Below are 15,038 nucleotides of genomic sequence, written 5' to 3'. Positions count from 1 at the left end.
GAGTTAAGCCGAGCCGCGAAGCGGCTTCGGCTTGAACAAATTGTTAGGCGGCATTGCAGTGAGCATTGCCCGCTCGGCCTACGGGAGCCTGCAAGTAAGCCCAGAATTTGGGCCGCCCGGAACGCCAATGGCATCTTCGATTGTCACAAAGTCGTTCCTTCTCAACGTAGTTAACAGCGTTTGAGTCGAAACGCCTGTCCCGATCTTTACCTCAGATTCCGGACGCGGAGTGTTTACGTCTTTGCCGCGATAGATCACTAGCTCGTTCTTACCTTCTTGCTCGGCTCTTTGGCATAAGCCGCGAATGTAGTACCGATTGAACTCGCCCTCACCCAGTTGCTGCGCTGCGTGTGGCTGATTGATACGCCGAGTCCTTGTGACTCCGTCACGCGTGTACGACTCCTCGCTGCGAAGGAGATTGCGATTGATCAGTTGTTGCGCCAGCCAATCATCATTGTGATGCTGCGCTGCTTCTTGCATGAGGCCGGGCCAAGCAGCGAGTCCTTCTGCGGTGAGTCTTGGGCTCATGTAATGGTCACCGATCTGTATTTCCTCGAGCATGTGACCGCGCGTAATAGCATCTAGATTCTCGTGCCTGATTCCCATGACGTCCTCCTTGTGGTGGGTTGCCGCCCAACGCTATGTAGATTTCAAAATTCAGTCTAATCCCGCAACCCATCCCGTACCACTACGTCGGACACTGCAACGGCAATCAAGATGAATCGACGACTTGATCACCTTGCTGCAGTCTGGTCCCGCCATCTAATCCGCAGTGTTTCTGCGCGCCTGATTACAACGCAACGACGTACACAAGACACCCCAACCAGCCTCACCCAAACACCACCATACTCTGCCGACTCAAGGCTACCGCCTCACCACGTGGCCCCCACAGCATCACGCTCTGGTTGGTGTAGCCGTCGCGGGCGGCGATCAGTTCCGCATCGACGCGCCAGTCGTTCATGCCCAAGTCGTCGTAGCGGTCGCGCAGCAGTTCGAGCATCCAGGTGAGCGAGCTGCCGGGGGTGGGCACGGCGAACATCGACAGGGCGATCGGCGGGATGAAGTCGGCGAAGGCGAGCACATGGGTTTCGTCCGGCGGACCGTCGTCGCGCAGGGAAAGCTGCAGCACGCTGTCGCGCTGGCGGCCGCCGCTGAATGGCAGGTCGCCGCGCAGCCAGTTGGCGCGAAAGTGCTGGGTGAAGGCGGGCATGCGGCCTTCGACGTAATGCAGTTCCTGCGACGCCGCCGCCACGACGGACGGTTGTTCGGGCTGGAAGTCCAGCACCGAGGGGCGTGCGCTGCCGAATACGCCGAGCAGCCGGCACAGCGTCTGCTCGCCGTCGCACAGGCTGGCCTCGACCTGGATGACGCTGCGCCCTGCGCGCAGCAGCCGCGCGCGGATGGCCACGCTGCCGGCCGGCACCGGCGCGATGAACGTCACCTGCAGGGTGCGCAGCGGCATGTCCGCCGGCACCAGCTCACGCATGGCGCGCAGGGCCAGTGCCGCCTGCAGGCCACCGAAGGCGCTGCGCCCCTGCAGCCAGTCCTCGCTCACCGTGGCCTGCCAGCCGTCGCCGTGACGCGTGACTGTCTGCATCGCTTCGGAAAATCGCATGGGTAGCGCCTGCGCTGGGAGTGGCTTTCGATGATGCCAGCGCAACGCGCCGAATGCGCGCATGCCTATACTCGACACCTCGACTCTGGATGGAGCGCGCCATGGCCTTCCTGCAGGATTCACCGCAACTGCCGCACCCGTATCGCAGCGACCGCTCGCTGCGGGCCTTGCTCGATAGGGCGCTGCCGGCCGAGCGCCGCGCGGCGCTGAATGCCGACCTCGACGCGCTCGGCGACTACGCGCAGATGGCGTGGCAGCGCGCATGCACCACGACGCGGCGCAAGCCGGTGCTGACGCAATGGGACGCGTGGGGCCGGCGGGTGGACCGTATCGAGTTGACCCCGGCGTGGCAGGAAGGCGCGGCGATGACGACGCGGCATGCGGTGCTGGCCGCCGGTCACGGCGACAGCGCGCACGGGCGGCTGGAGGAATTCGCCCGCGTCTACCTGTATCACCTCGCCAGCGAGTTCTACACCTGCCCGCTGGCGATGACCGATGGCGCCGCCACCGCGCTCAAGGCCTCCGGCAACCGCGAACTGATCGAGCGCGTGTTGCCGCATTTCCTCAGCCGCGATCCGGCCACGTTCTGGCTCAGCGGCCAGTGGATGACCGAGACCGCCGGCGGTTCCGATGTCGGCCACACCGAAACCGTCGCGCGGCAGGATGCCAGCGGCCAGTGGCGGCTGTACGGGCGCAAGTGGTTCAGCTCGGCGGTGGTCGGCGAGGCGGCGCTGGCGCTGGCGCGGCCCGAAGGCGCGGCGGCCGCGGGCACCGCGGCGCTGGCGTTGTTCTATGTCGAGACGATGGACGGCCCGCGACGCAAGCGCGAACTGGTGATCGACCGCTTGAAGGACAAGCTCGGCACGCAGGAATTGCCCACCGCGGAAATCCATCTGGACGGCCTGCCCGCCTGGCCGCTGGGCGAGCTTGCCAACGGCGTGCGCCAGGTGGCGCCGATGCTCAACATCACGCGCACGTGGAACGCGATCTGCGCGGTCGCCAGCATGGCGCGCGCGCTCAGCCTGGCGCGCGACTTCGCCGAGCGCCGGCGCGCGTTTGGCCGTCCATTGATCGAGCAACCGCTGCACGCGCAGACGCTGGCCGACATGCAGGCCGAGTTCGAAGGTGCGTTCGCGCTGGCGTTCGAAGTCGCGCACCTGCTGGGCCGGGTCGAACACGGCACGGCGGCGCCGCACGAGGCCGAGTTGCTGCGCCTGCTCACGCCGCTGGCCAAGCTGTGGACCGGCAAGCTGGCGGTGCAGATGTGCTCGGAGGCGCTGGAGTGCTTCGGCGGCGCCGGCTACATCGAAGACACCGGCCTGCCGCAGCTGCTGCGCGACGCGCAGGTGTATGCGATCTGGGAAGGCACCACCAACGTGCTGTCGCTGGACAGCCTGCGCGCGCTGGCCGGCGACAGCCTCGGCGCCTTGCGCACGGCCTGCGCGAGCTGGCTGGACGGCAACGACGACATGCATGCGGCCAGTGCGATCCGGCAGACACTGGACGCCGCTGCGCGCTGGCTCGACCAGCATGCGGCCGCGCGCGACACGCTGGAAGCCGGCGCGCGCGGTCTCGCCTTCACCCTGGCGCGCTGCGCCGCGGCGGCGCTGCTGGCACGCCAGGCCACCTGGTCGGATCGCCACGGCGACCGACGCCCGGCCGCGGCGCGGCAGCGCTTCGTCGCGCTGGGCCTCGACCGGCTGATCGCGCCGGACGCGGACAACACCGCCCTGCTGCTGGGGTAAACGGCTCTTGGCGTAGGAGCCCGCTTGCGGGCGATGCTTTTGTCACACATCGGAAGAGCATCGCCCGCAAGCGGACTCCTACGGGCACGCATGTGTCGGCACGGGCTAAAATGCCGGAACCCCCTCCACGGCCCACCGACATGCAGCACCTGACCATCGTCACCACCGGCGGCACCATCGACAAGATCTACTTCGATGACAAGTCGGACTACAAGATCGGTGCGCCGCAGATCGGCGAGATCCTCGGCCAGCTCGGCGTGGCGTTCCAGTTCGACGTGATCCCGATCCTGCGCAAGGACAGCCTGCACATGGGCGCCGAGGACCGCGCGCTGGTGCGCTCGACGATCGAGGCGCAGCCGCACCGCCACGTGCTGGTCACCCACGGCACCGACACCATGGTCGAGACCGCGCGCGAGCTGGCCAGCATCAAGGGCAAGGTGATCGTGCTGACCGGCGCGCTGAACCCGGCGCGCTTCCAGGGCTCCGACGCGGTGTTCAACATCGGCTGCGCGGTGGCCGCGGTGCAGACCCTGCCCGACGGCGTCTACATCACCATGAACGGCCGCGTGTGGGACCCGGCCAAGGTGCGCAAGAACCGCGACGCCAACCGTTTCGAGGAAGTCGCCGGCTGACTTTCACGCATGAAAAACGGGCCCGGTCGATCCGACCGGGCCCGCGTTGCAGCCACTGCTCCTTGGGAAAAACGGCGGGTCATCCCTGACCCGTCAGGGGGCTTACCAGTTGGCTACCAGCGACACGCCTGAGAACGACGTATAGCCGCGCACCTTGATGTAGTAGGTGCCCGAAGCCGCACTGAATGAGCAGGTTTCCGCATTGCCGGCCTTGTACGGACGGCAGTCGTAGCTGCTGGTGGTCGGGGCGGAACCCTTCTTCACGTACAGGTCCGCATCGCCGGTGCCGCCGGAGATCGCGATGGCCAGATTGCTGCCCGACGGCACCGTCACCGTGTAGCTCAGCTCCTGGCTCTTCGCGCCGGCCAGGCCGGTCACCGGCACGCCATCCTGCAGGCCGCCGCTGCCACCGCCGCCGGTGCTGTACGACGCCTTGACCGTGACGCCGGAATACGCCGCATAAGCGTGCACCTTGAGGTAGTACTTGCCGGCGACCGGCGCGGCCACCGTGCAGCTTTCCGCATTGCCGGCCTTGTACGGGCGGCAGTCGTAGCTGCTGGTGGTCGGCGCGCTGCCGGCCTTGGTGTACAGGTCGGCATCGCCGGTACCGCCGGAGATCGACATCACCAGGTTGCTGGCGCCGGCCGGCACGGTGATGAAGTAGTCGTTGTCGCCGCCCGTGGCCGCGGCCGCGCCGGTGACGCCCACGTTGTTCTGCAGCTCGGTGGTGGTGCCGCCACCGCCGCCGCCCGCGCAGCTCACGCCCACGCCGGTGAAGGCGGCGATCACGTCGTTCGCGTTGTAGCCCAGGTCGGTCGCCGCCGACTCCACGCCGCAGGCGCCGGAGTTGAAGGTGGCGGTGGTCGTCCAGTACGACTTGTTGGCGAGCGCGAACGCCTGGAACGCCTTCTTCACGTCCCAGCCCGAGGTCTTGGCCAGCAGGCAGAACGCCTTGTTGTACACGCCGCTCGAATAATGTACGTCGAGGCTGGAGGTGTAGTTCGCCGCGTTGTCGATCGAGCCGCCATCCTGCGGCGGGTTGCACATGTAGCGCAGCGCGTCGCCGATGCCGGCGCTGGTCTTGACGATATCGCGCCCGACCAGGAAATCCGCCGCACCGCGATCGTAGAACTCGGCCGCTTCGCCGGCGATGTCCGAATACGCCTCGTTCATGCCGCCGGACTGGCCGCTGTACTCCAGGCCCGAGTTCTGTTCGGTATAGCCGTGGCTGATCTCGTGGCTGGTCACGTCCAGCGACACCAGCGGGTAGAACGTGCTGGCACCGTCGCCGAAGTACATCGCGCTGCCGTCCCAGAACGCGTTCTCGTAGTTCGACTTGTAATGCACCTTCATCACCAGCTGGATGCTCAGCGGCGGTGCGCCGGTGTAGGCGGTGTACATGTCGTGCACCACGCCACCGAAATGGTGCGCGTCGTTGACCGGCGAATACGCACCATTGGTGGCGTCGGTGTCGCTGTTCGGGCAGGTGAAGCTGACCACCGAACCACCGCTGGTGCCGTGGTTGAGGTTGTAGGTCTTGACGTTGGTGTTGACCAGCGTGCAGGTGCTGCCGGACTGGGTCACGTCGAGCGCCGCGTAGTCGGTGCCGTAGAGGTACTTGCCGGTCTTGGTGTTGCCGCCGGGGCCGGTGGCGGAGGCATCGGTCAGGCCGTTCCAGCTCTTGATCACCTCGCCGGTGTTGGCGTCGACGATCGCGGTCGGGCGCGACGGATTCGCGCCGCCGACGAAGTAGGACACGCGGTAGACCAGGCGTGCCGCGCCGTTGTCTTGCGGGTACACGAACAGGTCGGTCATCGGGTTGCTGACGGCGGCGCCACCGATCAGGGTGGTGTGCGCGTGCGCCTGCAGCGCCGAGATGGCACGGGCAGCATCCAGCTTCGGCGCGACCGAGGCCAGACCGAGCTGGGCGTCCTGCATCAGTTCACCGGAAGCACGCAGTGCGTTGCCATTGGCATCCTGCACCACGGCAATGCTGCGACCGTAAACCGGTACGCCGCGGAACATCTGCTGCTGACGCACGACCTTGTGCCCGCCGGGGATGGCCACCGCACTGCGCGGCGCCAGCGACATGTTCTGGCCAAGGTTCAGTTGGGCAGCCAGCGAACTGGCCGGCACCGCACCGAGATTCTGTGCGTGCAAGGTCTTCGTGTTGGCAGCGGTGGCTACGGACGCAGTAGCCATGCCAATCGCGGCAACCAGCAGTTTCAGACGGTAATGATTGGGCATTGAAAACTCCTAGACACTATTTTTCGGGACAAACGGGCCCGATGCGGCCACGTAGACCCCATGCAAGAATTGCCGTGCGCGGCACGGCCCCTTTTTTTCGTGTGCTGTCTAGCGATCCCAAACTACGTCCGGATCGGCTGCTCCCCCCTGGCATTCCATTGCATGGGCAGCGCGTGGACGCGTAACTGCAAGACGGCGATCACGCCGCCAAAGGATCATCCGTCAACCTCCCCGATGACGAATCCGATTACGTTATTCCTTGCGAACCGCCGCAACAATCTGACTTTTTCCTACGCGAGGTGACAGCAGTCACAGGACGCGGGTTCTGCGGCGCCACCGACAGCTTTCGCGAAAGTCATGCCGGCGCACGCCGGTACGACGGCGGTTCAGAGCACCTGATGAGCGCCGAAGTTCAGCCGCCCGCTGCCGTTCGTGCTGAGCCCTTCGACAGGCTCAGGACAGGCGTAGCTTGCGTCAGCAAGCGCACGCGGGGAACGGCCATGGATGGCCGTGGCTCTGAGGAGCGAGGAAGCCGAAGCGCCGTGCTGGCGATGCCCTTCGACTCCGGCGCTGCGCGCCTACGCTCAGGGCGAACGGTAGCGGCGGCTGAACTTCGGCGCTCGTCAGGCTCAGAGCATGCCGGTTTCGAGTTTCGCCGCGTCGGACATCATCGAATGGGTCCACGGCGGGTCGAACACCAGGTCCACATCCGCCTCGACCACCGTGGGGATCATCTCCAGCTTGGTGCGTGCGTCGTCGACCAGGATGTCGCCCATGCCGCAACCGGGCGCGGTCAGGGTGAGCTTCACGTAGACCTTGCGCTCGCCGGATTCGGTCTGCTCCAGGCTGAGGTCGTAGACCAGCCCCAGCTCGACCACGTTCACCGGGATCTCGGGATCGAACACGGTGCGCAACTGGTCCCACGCCAGTTTTTCCACGTCCGCGTTGGTGGCGTCCGCCGGCACCTCGATCGGCACCGGCCGTTCCTTGCCCAGTGCGTCGGCGTCGTCGCCGGCGATGCGGAACAGGTTGCCTTCCACGTAGACGGTAAAGCTGCCGCCCAGCGCCTGGGTGATATAGCCGATCTGTCCGGCCGGCAGGGTCACCACGTCGCCTTGCGGCACCATCACGGCGCTGCAATCACGCACCAGGGTGAAGGGTTCGCTGCTCAGACTGAAACCACTCATGCCAACGCCAATCCTGTATCTGCGGGCACGGCCATGCGTCGAACCCTGGTTGTCTATTATGCCGCCCGTCGCGCGCGACCGCTTGTCCCAGATCAGGCCGGAATCATCGGAACTCAAGGGACGCCCGCCGGCGACACGTTATGATGGCCGCTTTATCCGACGGAAAAACGCATGCGCCCAGCCCTCCTGACGTGTCGTCGCCGATGAGCGTGCGCACCGTATCGCTGCTGGTGTTCGTGCTGTTCAGCGCCGCCATGCTGGGACTGGCCGCCGGCGCCGTATGGATGGTGATGGCGCTGTATCTACGGCACCCGCTGCCGTGGCTGGCGTTGCCCATCGGCGCGCTGCTGGCCTGGGCCATTCGCGCCGGCGTGCGCCCGGCCGGTACCAGCGCGGCGCTGCTGGCGGCAGGCGCCACCTTGCTGGCTGCGTTCTACGTCAACATGCTGATTGCCGGCGTGCTGATCGCCGGCAACATGGGCATGGGCCTGATCGAGGCGATGCGCACCGCCGGCCTCGGCATGCTGTGGCATCTGGCGCGGATGGCGCTGTCGCCGGCGGATCTCGGCTACGCCGCGCTGGGCATGCTGCTGGCAGCGTGGCTGGCCTGGCGCAAGCCGCGCCGGCGTTGAGGCGACCCGGCGCCGATCAGGCGTCGATCTCCTTCAGCGACGTCACCAGCTCGCCCACCGCCGCCTGGCCGTCGCCGTACAGCATGCGCGTGTTGTCGGCGTAGAACAGCGCGTTCTCGATGCCGGCAAAACCGGTGCCCTTGCCGCGCTTGATCACGATCACGTGTTTCGCGTTGCCCACGTCGAGGATCGGCATGCCATAGATCGGCGAGGCCGGATCAGTCTTCGCCAGCGGGTTCACCACGTCGTTCGCGCCGATCACCAGCGCCACGTCGGTGGCCGGAAACTCCGGGTTGATGTCGTCCATGTCGGCGATCAGGTCGTACGGCACGCCGGCCTCGGCCAGCAGCACGTTCATGTGCCCGGGCATGCGGCCGGCCACCGGATGAATCGCGAACTTCACCTTCACCCCGCGCTTGATCAGCAGCTGGGCAAACTCCCACACCTTGTGCTGCGCCTGCGCCACTGCCAGGCCGTAGCCGGGCACGATCACCACGCGCTCGGCGTAGGCCATCATCACCGCCGCGTCGGCCGCGTCGACCGGCTTCTGCGCGCCCTCGATCGCCTGTGCCTCGCCGCCGGCGGCGCCGAAGCTGCCGAACAGCACGTTGCCGATCGAGCGGTTCATCGCCTTGGCCATCAATTGAGTCAGCAACGTACCTGCCGCACCGACCACGGTGCCGGCGATGATCATCGCCTCGTTGCCCAGTACAAAGCCCTCGAACGCCACCGCCAGGCCGGTGAACGCGTTGTACAGCGAGATCACCACCGGCATGTCGGCGCCGCCGATCGGCAGCGTCATCATCAGGCCGAACAGCAGCGCCAGCGCGAAGAACAGTGCGATCAACGGCATGCTGGCGTGACTCGTCGCCAGCAGCACGCCCACGACCACCGCCGCTGCCAGCAGCAGCAGGTTGACCACGCGCTGGCCGGAAAACACGAAGCGCTTGTCCAGCCAGCCCTGCAGCTTGGCGAACGCAATCAGCGAGCCGGAGAAACTCACCGCGCCGATCAACGCGCCGAGCACGCCCAGCGCCAGTTCGGTCGGCGACAGCGCGGGCGGCAGGCCGTTCACCGCCCAGGCTTCCGGCCGCAGCGGCGAGGTATCCGGCACCGCATGCAGCAGACCCAGTCCGCGCGCGTAGCCGATCAGCTCGACCGCGCCAATCGCCGCCGCCGCGCCGCCGCCCATGCCGTTGTACAGCGCCACCATCTGCGGCATCGCGGTCATCGCCACGCGGCGGCCGCTCCACCAGGCGGCGGCCACGCCGATCAGCACCGCGGCGACGATCAGCCCGCGGTTGTGCATGTCCGGCAGGAAGAACGTGGCCAGCACCGCCAGCAGCATACCGAAGCCGGCCCAGACGATGCCGCCGCGCGCGGTGCGCGGCGAACTCATGCGTTTGAGACCCAGGATGAACAGCAGCGCGGCGAGGAAATAACAGGCCTTGATCAACACCGGCAACCAGGCCATCACTTGGCTCCCTTGCCGGTGTCCGGCTTGCTGGACTTGAACATCTCCAGCATCCGCTCGGTCACCACGTAGCCGCCGGCGGCGTTGCCCGCGCCCAGCAGCACGCCGACGAAGCCGATCGTCATCTCGAATGGCGTCTGCGCGTGGCCTAGTGCGATCATCGCGCCAACCAGCACAATGCCGTGCACGAAGTTGGAGCCGGACATCAGCGGCGTGTGCAGGATCACCGGCACCCGCGCGATGATTTCATAGCCGGTAAATGCGGCCAGCATGAAGATGTACAGCGCCAGGAAACCGTCGATCATGACCCCATCCCCCGTGAGTGCCGCCCGTCAGGACGTCGAGTTCGCATCATACGGGTGCGCGTCAACCCGTGCGAGCCTGCCGCGTTGAATACCGGGAACCCACCGAGGGAGTCCGAGGATGCTGCACCCGACGCCGCGGCCGACGAGTCCATGAACAGCGTAGCCGGCACGCTCGCCACGGACCTGCTGAGCGACGCCCGCGAAACGCCCGCCACGCTGGATGCGTTCCTGGCGCAGGTCGAGCGGCGCGCGTTCCGCATGGCCGAGCTGCAGCTGCGCCACCGCGAGGACGCCATGGACGCCGTGCAGGACGCCATGCTGCGGCTGGTCAGGCACTACCGCGACAAACCCGCCGCGGAGTGGGCGCCGCTGTTCTGGGGCATCCTGCGCCGGCGCGTGGTCGACCTGCAGCGCCGCCGCAAGGTGCGTTCGATCGTGGTGGGCTGGCTCGGCGGTGGCCGCGACGACGACGGCGACGAACTGCCCGCATGGGAGCCGGCCGATCCCGGCCAGGATCCGCTGGGCCGCCTGCACGACGTGCAGTCGTACGCGGACATGGCTGCCGCGGTCAGACAGCTGCCGACACGCCAGCGCGAGGCCTTCATGCTGCGCATGCTGGAAGGACTGGACGTGGCGGAAACTGCCCGCGCCATGGGCTGCTCCGAAGGCAGCGTGAAAACCCATCTGTCGCGCGCGATGCACCATCTGCGCGACCAACTGGAGGACTGGCGATGACTTCGCCCGACGAACATTTCGAACAGCGCGCCCGTGAACTTTGGCGCGAGGCTGCCCAGCGCATCGACCCGGCCACCGCCGGACGCCTGCGTGCGGCCCGACGGCAGGCACTGGAGACAGCCCAGGCGCCCACGCACCGCGCCGTCCGCTGGCTGATCCCCTCCGGCGCCTTCGCCGCGATCGCGCTGGCCGCGATGATGATGTGGCAGCCGTTGCCGCAGCACCACGCCACCAGCGCGATGCACGCCGCCAGCCCCGCCGACGAGCTGGACAACGAGCTGCCGCCGGATGCCGACAAGACCGATCCGAACCTTTACCAGAACCTCGACTTCTACGGCTGGCTGGCTTCCACCAACAGCCGCACGGCAACCCGCTGAGCCATGATCAAAATCCTTCGCCCGATCCTGCCCCTGCTGCTGGCCGCCCTGCTCGGCAGCGTTGCCGTGACATCGCTGCACGCGCAGGACGCACCGCCGCCACCGGCGTCCCATGGCGACATGCCGTCACCGCCGCCGCGCCCGTGGAGCAGCCTCGACCCGGCCCAGCGCGACGTACTGGCGCCGCTGCAGAAAACCTGGGACAGCATGTCGCCGCGCAAGCAGTCGCGCATGCTGCAGCGGGCCGAGCACTGGGTCACGCTGTCGCCGGAAAGGCGCGAGGAAGTCCGCCAGCACATTGCCCGCTGGCAGCAGATGACGCCGGACGAACGTCGACAGGCGCGCGAGAACCGGCGAAAATTCAACGAGCTTTCGCCGCAGCAGCGCGAACAGCTGCACGCCACCTTCGAGCGCTTCCAGCAACTGCCGCCGGCACAACGCGAGCAGCTGATCCGCGAATGGCACGCGCTGCCGCCCGCCGAACGCCTGCACTGGGACGAGCGCCGCGGCCACGACCGTCCGCCACCACCACCAGGCAGCCCCGGTCAACCCTGATCGACCAAACGCCCCGCCTTGTACGGGGCGCTTAGCCTTCCCGAACCTGTAGGAGCCCGCTCGCGGGCGATGCCTTGAAGGCCGGGATTTGGGATTCGGGATTGGCAAAAGCCAAAGCATCGCCCGCAAGCGGGCTTCTACAAGAATTCCGGCGCCGCTCTACGACGCGGTGAAGCGCGTCTCGCCGGCGTGGCTCAGGCAGCTCTTCGCCACCAGCTCGTCGTCGAAATCCGGCTTCAATTCGCCATCGCGCACCAGCAGCTCGACGAAGTTGAACACGTTGCGCGCATACATCTCCGACGCATGCAGCGGCGCGCCGGCCGGCAGGTTCAGCGGCCCCAGGATCACCACGCCGCCATGCTCGACCCGCTCGCCCGGCCGGGTCAGTTCGCAGTTGCCGCCGCTCTCGGCGGCCAGGTCGACGATCAGCGCGCCCGGCTTCATGCCCGCGACCATCGCCGCGCTGAGGATCTTCGGCGCCGGCCGCCCCGGCACCGCGGCAGTGCTGACCACCACGTCGAACGATTTCAGGTGATCGGCCAGCGCCTGCTGCTGCGCGGCGCGCTCCTCCGCCGACAACTCGCGCGCGTAGCCGCCGCTGCCGGCCGCGCTGACGCCGAGGTCGAGAAACTTCGCGCCCAACGACTCGACTTGCTCGCGCGTTTCCGGGCGCACGTCGTAACCCTCGATCTGCGCGCCGAGCCGGCGCGCGGTGGCGATCGCCTGCAGGCCGGCCACGCCAGCGCCGATTACCAGCACCTTCGACGGCCGGATCGTGCCGGCGGCGGTGGTCAGCATCGGGAAGAACTTCGGCGAAGCCTCGGCCGCGATCAGCATGGCGCGGTAACCGGCCACCGCCGCCTGCGAGCTCAGCACGTCCATCGCCTGGGCGCGGGTGGTGCGCGGCAACAGCTCCAGCGAGAACGCGGTGAGCTTGTGCGCGGTCAGCGCGGCGATGCGTTCGGCTGCGCCGTAGGGACGCAACTGGCCGACCACCACGCTGCCTGCGCGCAAACCGGCAAATACCGCGTCATCCGGCGGCAGCACGCAGGCCAGTACGTCGGCCTGCGCCAGCACCCCGGCCGCATCGGCAAACTCGGCCTCGGCGTAGCTGCTGTCGGGAAAACCGGCGGCACGCCCCGCATCATGTTCCAGCAGCACGCGCAGGCCCTTGCCGCGCAGCTTCTTCGCCATCTCGGGCGTGATCGCCACGCGCCGCTCCCCGGCGGCAGTCTCGCGCAAAGCGGCTACGGTGATCGGCATGGTGCAGTCCCCTCGACATTGGTCCGGTCATCTTAGCGGCACTCGCGGGCTTTGATCCGGCCCGGCGCAAAAGAGTAAGCTGGCCCGCCGGCACACGCGGCCTACGCCGCGCCGGGGCCATCGCAGGAGATCCCGATGCCCGCCATTTCCGATGCTTTCGACGACCTGCTGGCCCTGGCACGCGCCGCGCGCGAACAGGCCTATGCGCCGTATTCGAACTTCCTGGTCGGCGCCGCGCTGCTGACCCGCGACGGCCGCCGCTTCAGCGGCTGCAACGTGGAAAACGCCTCCTACGGCCTGTGCAACTGCGCCGAACGGACCGCCCTGTTCAACGCCGTCGCCGCCGGCTGCCGGCCCGGCGACTTCGCCGCGCTGGCGGTGATCGCCGACACCGACAACCCGGTCAGCCCCTGCGGCGCCTGCCGCCAGGTGATGTCCGAACTGTGCGACGACGCCATGCCGGTGCTGCTGGCGAACCTGCACGGCGACACCCAGCAGACCACGGTGAGCGCCCTGCTGCCCGGCTCGTTCAAGCTGCCGCTATCGGCGTGACGGTTCGCGTGTCATCGACTCGCCCGCTAGCATGGGCATCCCTCCATCGAAAGAACCGCTCCATGCCCGCTGCCCTGTCCCTGCTCCAGCAACGCCATTCCGTCCCCTCGCGCCAGCTCGGCGAGCCGGCGCCGGACGAGGCGACCTTGCATGAACTGCTGGAGGCGGCGATCCGCGTGCCCGACCACGGCAAGCTGGTGCCGTTCCGGCTGATTCGCCTGCAGGGCGAGGCGAAGCTGGCGTTCGGCGAGCGGCTGGCGACGATCGCGGCCCGCAGCCATCCGGAAATGTCCGACGCCAAGCTGGAGAAGGAGCGCACGCGCTACACCTTCGCGCCGCTGGTGATCGCCGTGGTCGCCCGCCTGCATGCCGACAGCAAGGTGCCGGAGATCGAACAGAAGCTGTGCGCCGGCAACGTGGCCTACAACCTCCTGCTCGGCGCCTACGCGCTGGGCTACGGCGGGCAATGGCTGACCGGCTGGGCCGCCTACGACCGCGAAGTGGCGGGCATCCTCGGCCTGGCGGAACACGAACACGTGGTCAGCTTCGTCCACCTCGGCACGCCGCAGATCGAGGTGCCTGACCGCGACCGCCCGGCGCTGGCCGACCTGCTGAGCACCTGGGCGCCGTGAACACGCCAGTGAACGGACGTCCAGCCGTCCATCTGGTCGACGGCAGCATGTATGTTTTCCGCGCCTGGCACTCGATGCCGAACGAGTTCTTCGACGCCGACGGCCACCCGGTCAACGCGGTGCACGGCTACACACGTTTCCTGTGCGAACTGCTCGAACGCGTGCAGCCCGAACACATCGCGGTGGCGTTCGACGCCTCGCTGACCAGCTCGTTCCGCAACGCGATCTACCCCCCATACAAGGCCAACCGCGAGCTGCCGCCACCCGACCTGGAACGGCAGTTCGTGCAGTGTCGCGCGATCACCGAAGCGCTCGGCGTGCACCTGATGATCGACCACAGCTTCGAGGCCGACGACCTGATCGGCAGCACGGTGTGGAACCTGCGCGCGCAAGGCTGGCACAGCGTGATCGTCTCCGCCGACAAGGACTTCGGCCAGCTGCTGGGCGAGCACGACGAGCAGTGGGACTACGCCCGCGGCCTGCGCTGGGGGCCCGCCGGCGTGCACGAAAAACTCGGCGTGCACCCGCACCAGGTCGCCGACTACCTGGCCCTGTGCGGCGACAGCGTGGACAACATCCCCGGCGTACCCGGTGTCGGCGCCAAGACCGCCGCCGCCCTGCTCAGCCACTTCGGCAGCCTCGACACCCTGCTCGACCGCATCGACGAAGTCGCCTTCCTGCGCCTGCGCGGCGCCGTGGCCTGCGCCGCCAGACTGCGCGAACACGCCGAACAGGCGCGACTCTACCGCCGCCTCACCCGCATCGCCCTCGACGCCCCCGGCGCCAGCACCATCGACGCCTTGCTACGCCGCCCCCGCCAGACCGACCAGCTCGAAACCCTGTGCGAACAACTCCGCCTCGGCGCCTTCACCCGCAGCCGCCTGCGCGCCCTGCTGCGCTGACCAAGCTTGCCCACACCTCGTTCGCGCTGAAGTCATAGTCCCGTTCGCCCTGAGCCTGTCGAAGGGCGCTCGCGGGATACCAGCCTGCCGCGCCCTTCCGCCCATCCTTCGACAAGCTCAGGACGAACGGAAGGGAATCGTGAGGGGCAGCTTCACCTCCCTTGCCTTGCAGGGAGGTACAAAAA

At 67.6% G+C, this 15,038-nt stretch carries 16 protein-coding genes; 9 read left to right on the top strand and 7 right to left on the bottom strand.

Going from position 1 to position 15,038, the window contains the following annotated elements; all coding sequences use genetic code 11:
* Nucleotides 1–78: 78 nt before the first annotated feature.
* Entirely contained in the window at nt 79–606 is a 528-nt protein-coding gene (locus ABD024_RS04445) for a hypothetical protein (protein WP_343850108.1), read from the bottom strand.
* A gap of 223 nt (nt 607–829) precedes the next feature.
* Nucleotides 830–1,615, bottom strand: a complete 786-nt coding sequence (locus tag ABD024_RS04440) for an acyl-CoA thioesterase (protein ID WP_343850106.1) — start codon at nt 1,613–1,615, stop codon at nt 830–832.
* A 101-nt stretch (nt 1,616–1,716) separates the two neighbouring features.
* On the opposite strand from ABD024_RS04440, the gene ABD024_RS04435 reads away from it, so the two are divergent.
* Together ABD024_RS04435 and ABD024_RS04430 are read left to right on the top strand one after the other, a co-directional pair.
* The gene (locus tag ABD024_RS04435) at nt 1,717–3,360 is read left to right on the top strand and encodes an acyl-CoA dehydrogenase family protein (protein WP_343850104.1); all 1,644 of its coding nucleotides are present in this window, start codon (nt 1,717–1,719) and stop codon (nt 3,358–3,360) included.
* A gap of 140 nt (nt 3,361–3,500) precedes the next feature.
* Nucleotides 3,501–3,992: an asparaginase domain-containing protein gene (locus ABD024_RS04430; RefSeq protein WP_343850103.1), complete on the top strand. Its 492-nt coding sequence runs from the start codon at nt 3,501–3,503 to the stop codon at nt 3,990–3,992.
* A 102-nt stretch (nt 3,993–4,094) separates the two neighbouring features.
* Here the strand turns inward: ABD024_RS04430 and ABD024_RS04425 are convergent, their stop codons facing one another.
* Nucleotides 4,095–6,239, bottom strand: a complete 2,145-nt coding sequence (locus tag ABD024_RS04425; RefSeq protein WP_343850102.1) for a M4 family metallopeptidase — start codon at nt 6,237–6,239, stop codon at nt 4,095–4,097.
* Nucleotides 6,240–6,868: 629 nt separating this feature from the next.
* Nucleotides 6,869–7,426, bottom strand: a complete 558-nt coding sequence (sufT, locus tag ABD024_RS04420; RefSeq protein WP_343850100.1) for a putative Fe-S cluster assembly protein SufT — start codon at nt 7,424–7,426, stop codon at nt 6,869–6,871.
* A gap of 203 nt (nt 7,427–7,629) precedes the next feature.
* On the opposite strand from sufT, the gene ABD024_RS04415 reads away from it, so the two are divergent.
* Nucleotides 7,630–8,058: a hypothetical protein gene (locus tag ABD024_RS04415; RefSeq protein WP_343850098.1), complete on the top strand. Its 429-nt coding sequence runs from the start codon at nt 7,630–7,632 to the stop codon at nt 8,056–8,058.
* A 16-nt stretch (nt 8,059–8,074) separates the two neighbouring features.
* Here ABD024_RS04415 and ABD024_RS04410 read toward each other — a convergent pair whose 3' ends face one another.
* Together ABD024_RS04410 and ABD024_RS04405 are read right to left on the bottom strand one after the other, a co-directional pair.
* Complete coding sequence (locus tag ABD024_RS04410) at nt 8,075–9,532, bottom strand: NAD(P)(+) transhydrogenase (Re/Si-specific) subunit beta (protein ID WP_343850096.1); 1,458 nt, start codon at nt 9,530–9,532, stop codon at nt 8,075–8,077.
* Nucleotides 9,532–9,837 carry an NAD(P) transhydrogenase subunit alpha part 2 gene (locus tag ABD024_RS04405; protein ID WP_343850094.1) on the bottom strand — a complete coding sequence of 102 codons (306 nt, stop codon included), beginning with the start codon at nt 9,835–9,837 and terminating at the stop codon, nt 9,532–9,534. The genes ABD024_RS04410 and ABD024_RS04405 overlap by 1 nt, the downstream gene beginning before the upstream one ends.
* A gap of 150 nt (nt 9,838–9,987) precedes the next feature.
* On the opposite strand from ABD024_RS04405, the gene ABD024_RS04400 reads away from it, so the two are divergent.
* From ABD024_RS04400 to ABD024_RS04390, 3 genes are read left to right on the top strand one after another with little or no spacing between them, the layout of a single operon-like run.
* Nucleotides 9,988–10,572: an RNA polymerase sigma factor gene (locus ABD024_RS04400; protein WP_343850092.1), complete on the top strand. Its 585-nt coding sequence runs from the start codon at nt 9,988–9,990 to the stop codon at nt 10,570–10,572.
* A complete protein-coding gene (locus ABD024_RS04395; RefSeq protein WP_343850090.1) occupies nt 10,569–10,949 on the top strand; it encodes a hypothetical protein in 381 nt (126 codons plus the stop codon). The genes ABD024_RS04400 and ABD024_RS04395 overlap by 4 nt, the downstream gene beginning before the upstream one ends.
* A gap of 3 nt (nt 10,950–10,952) precedes the next feature.
* Nucleotides 10,953–11,504, top strand: a complete 552-nt coding sequence (locus ABD024_RS04390) for a DUF3106 domain-containing protein (protein ID WP_343850088.1) — start codon at nt 10,953–10,955, stop codon at nt 11,502–11,504.
* Between the two features lie 159 nt (nt 11,505–11,663).
* Here ABD024_RS04390 and ABD024_RS04385 read toward each other — a convergent pair whose 3' ends face one another.
* Complete coding sequence (locus ABD024_RS04385; RefSeq protein ID WP_343850086.1) at nt 11,664–12,767, bottom strand: NAD(P) transhydrogenase subunit alpha; 1,104 nt, start codon at nt 12,765–12,767, stop codon at nt 11,664–11,666.
* 135 nt (nt 12,768–12,902) lie between these two features.
* Between ABD024_RS04385 and cdd the strand changes: the two genes are divergently transcribed.
* The 3 genes from cdd to ABD024_RS04370 all read left to right on the top strand — a co-directional run bounded on the left by cdd (nt 12,903) and on the right by ABD024_RS04370 (nt 14,853).
* Complete coding sequence (gene cdd, locus ABD024_RS04380) at nt 12,903–13,319, top strand: cytidine deaminase (protein ID WP_343850084.1); 417 nt, start codon at nt 12,903–12,905, stop codon at nt 13,317–13,319.
* Nucleotides 13,320–13,381: 62 nt separating this feature from the next.
* Complete coding sequence (locus ABD024_RS04375; RefSeq protein WP_343850082.1) at nt 13,382–13,951, top strand: nitroreductase family protein; 570 nt, start codon at nt 13,382–13,384, stop codon at nt 13,949–13,951.
* Nucleotides 13,939–14,853: a 5'-3' exonuclease gene (locus ABD024_RS04370; RefSeq protein WP_343854492.1), complete on the top strand. Its 915-nt coding sequence runs from the start codon at nt 13,939–13,941 to the stop codon at nt 14,851–14,853. The genes ABD024_RS04375 and ABD024_RS04370 overlap by 13 nt, the downstream gene beginning before the upstream one ends.
* Nucleotides 14,854–15,038 lie beyond the last annotated feature (185 nt).

The sequence above is a fragment of the Rhodanobacter soli genome (assembly GCF_039523495.1).
In the GTDB taxonomy this organism is placed as follows: Bacteria; Pseudomonadota; Gammaproteobacteria; order Xanthomonadales; family Rhodanobacteraceae; genus Rhodanobacter; species Rhodanobacter soli.
This window is presented reverse-complemented; position numbering and strand designations above follow the sequence as displayed.

Bases quoted from the DNA above. Each gene is read 5' to 3' on its own strand.
- ABD024_RS04445 (WP_343850108.1), bottom strand. From the start codon at position 606: ATGGGAATCAGGCACGAGAATCTAGATGCTATTACGCGCGGTCACATG.
- ABD024_RS04440 (WP_343850106.1), bottom strand. From the start codon at position 1,615: ATGCGATTTTCCGAAGCGATGCAGACAGTCACGCGTCACGGCGACGGC.
- ABD024_RS04435 (WP_343850104.1), top strand. From the start codon at position 1,717: ATGGCCTTCCTGCAGGATTCACCGCAACTGCCGCACCCGTATCGCAGC.
- ABD024_RS04430 (WP_343850103.1), top strand. From the start codon at position 3,501: ATGCAGCACCTGACCATCGTCACCACCGGCGGCACCATCGACAAGATC.
- ABD024_RS04425 (WP_343850102.1), bottom strand. From the start codon at position 6,239: ATGCCCAATCATTACCGTCTGAAACTGCTGGTTGCCGCGATTGGCATG.
- sufT (WP_343850100.1), bottom strand. From the start codon at position 7,426: ATGAGTGGTTTCAGTCTGAGCAGCGAACCCTTCACCCTGGTGCGTGAT.
- ABD024_RS04415 (WP_343850098.1), top strand. From the start codon at position 7,630: ATGAGCGTGCGCACCGTATCGCTGCTGGTGTTCGTGCTGTTCAGCGCC.
- ABD024_RS04410 (WP_343850096.1), bottom strand. From the start codon at position 9,532: ATGGCCTGGTTGCCGGTGTTGATCAAGGCCTGTTATTTCCTCGCCGCG.
- ABD024_RS04405 (WP_343850094.1), bottom strand. From the start codon at position 9,837: ATGATCGACGGTTTCCTGGCGCTGTACATCTTCATGCTGGCCGCATTT.
- ABD024_RS04400 (WP_343850092.1), top strand. From the start codon at position 9,988: ATGAACAGCGTAGCCGGCACGCTCGCCACGGACCTGCTGAGCGACGCC.
- ABD024_RS04395 (WP_343850090.1), top strand. From the start codon at position 10,569: ATGACTTCGCCCGACGAACATTTCGAACAGCGCGCCCGTGAACTTTGG.
- ABD024_RS04390 (WP_343850088.1), top strand. From the start codon at position 10,953: ATGATCAAAATCCTTCGCCCGATCCTGCCCCTGCTGCTGGCCGCCCTG.
- ABD024_RS04385 (WP_343850086.1), bottom strand. From the start codon at position 12,767: ATGCCGATCACCGTAGCCGCTTTGCGCGAGACTGCCGCCGGGGAGCGG.
- cdd (WP_343850084.1), top strand. From the start codon at position 12,903: ATGCCCGCCATTTCCGATGCTTTCGACGACCTGCTGGCCCTGGCACGC.
- ABD024_RS04375 (WP_343850082.1), top strand. From the start codon at position 13,382: ATGCCCGCTGCCCTGTCCCTGCTCCAGCAACGCCATTCCGTCCCCTCG.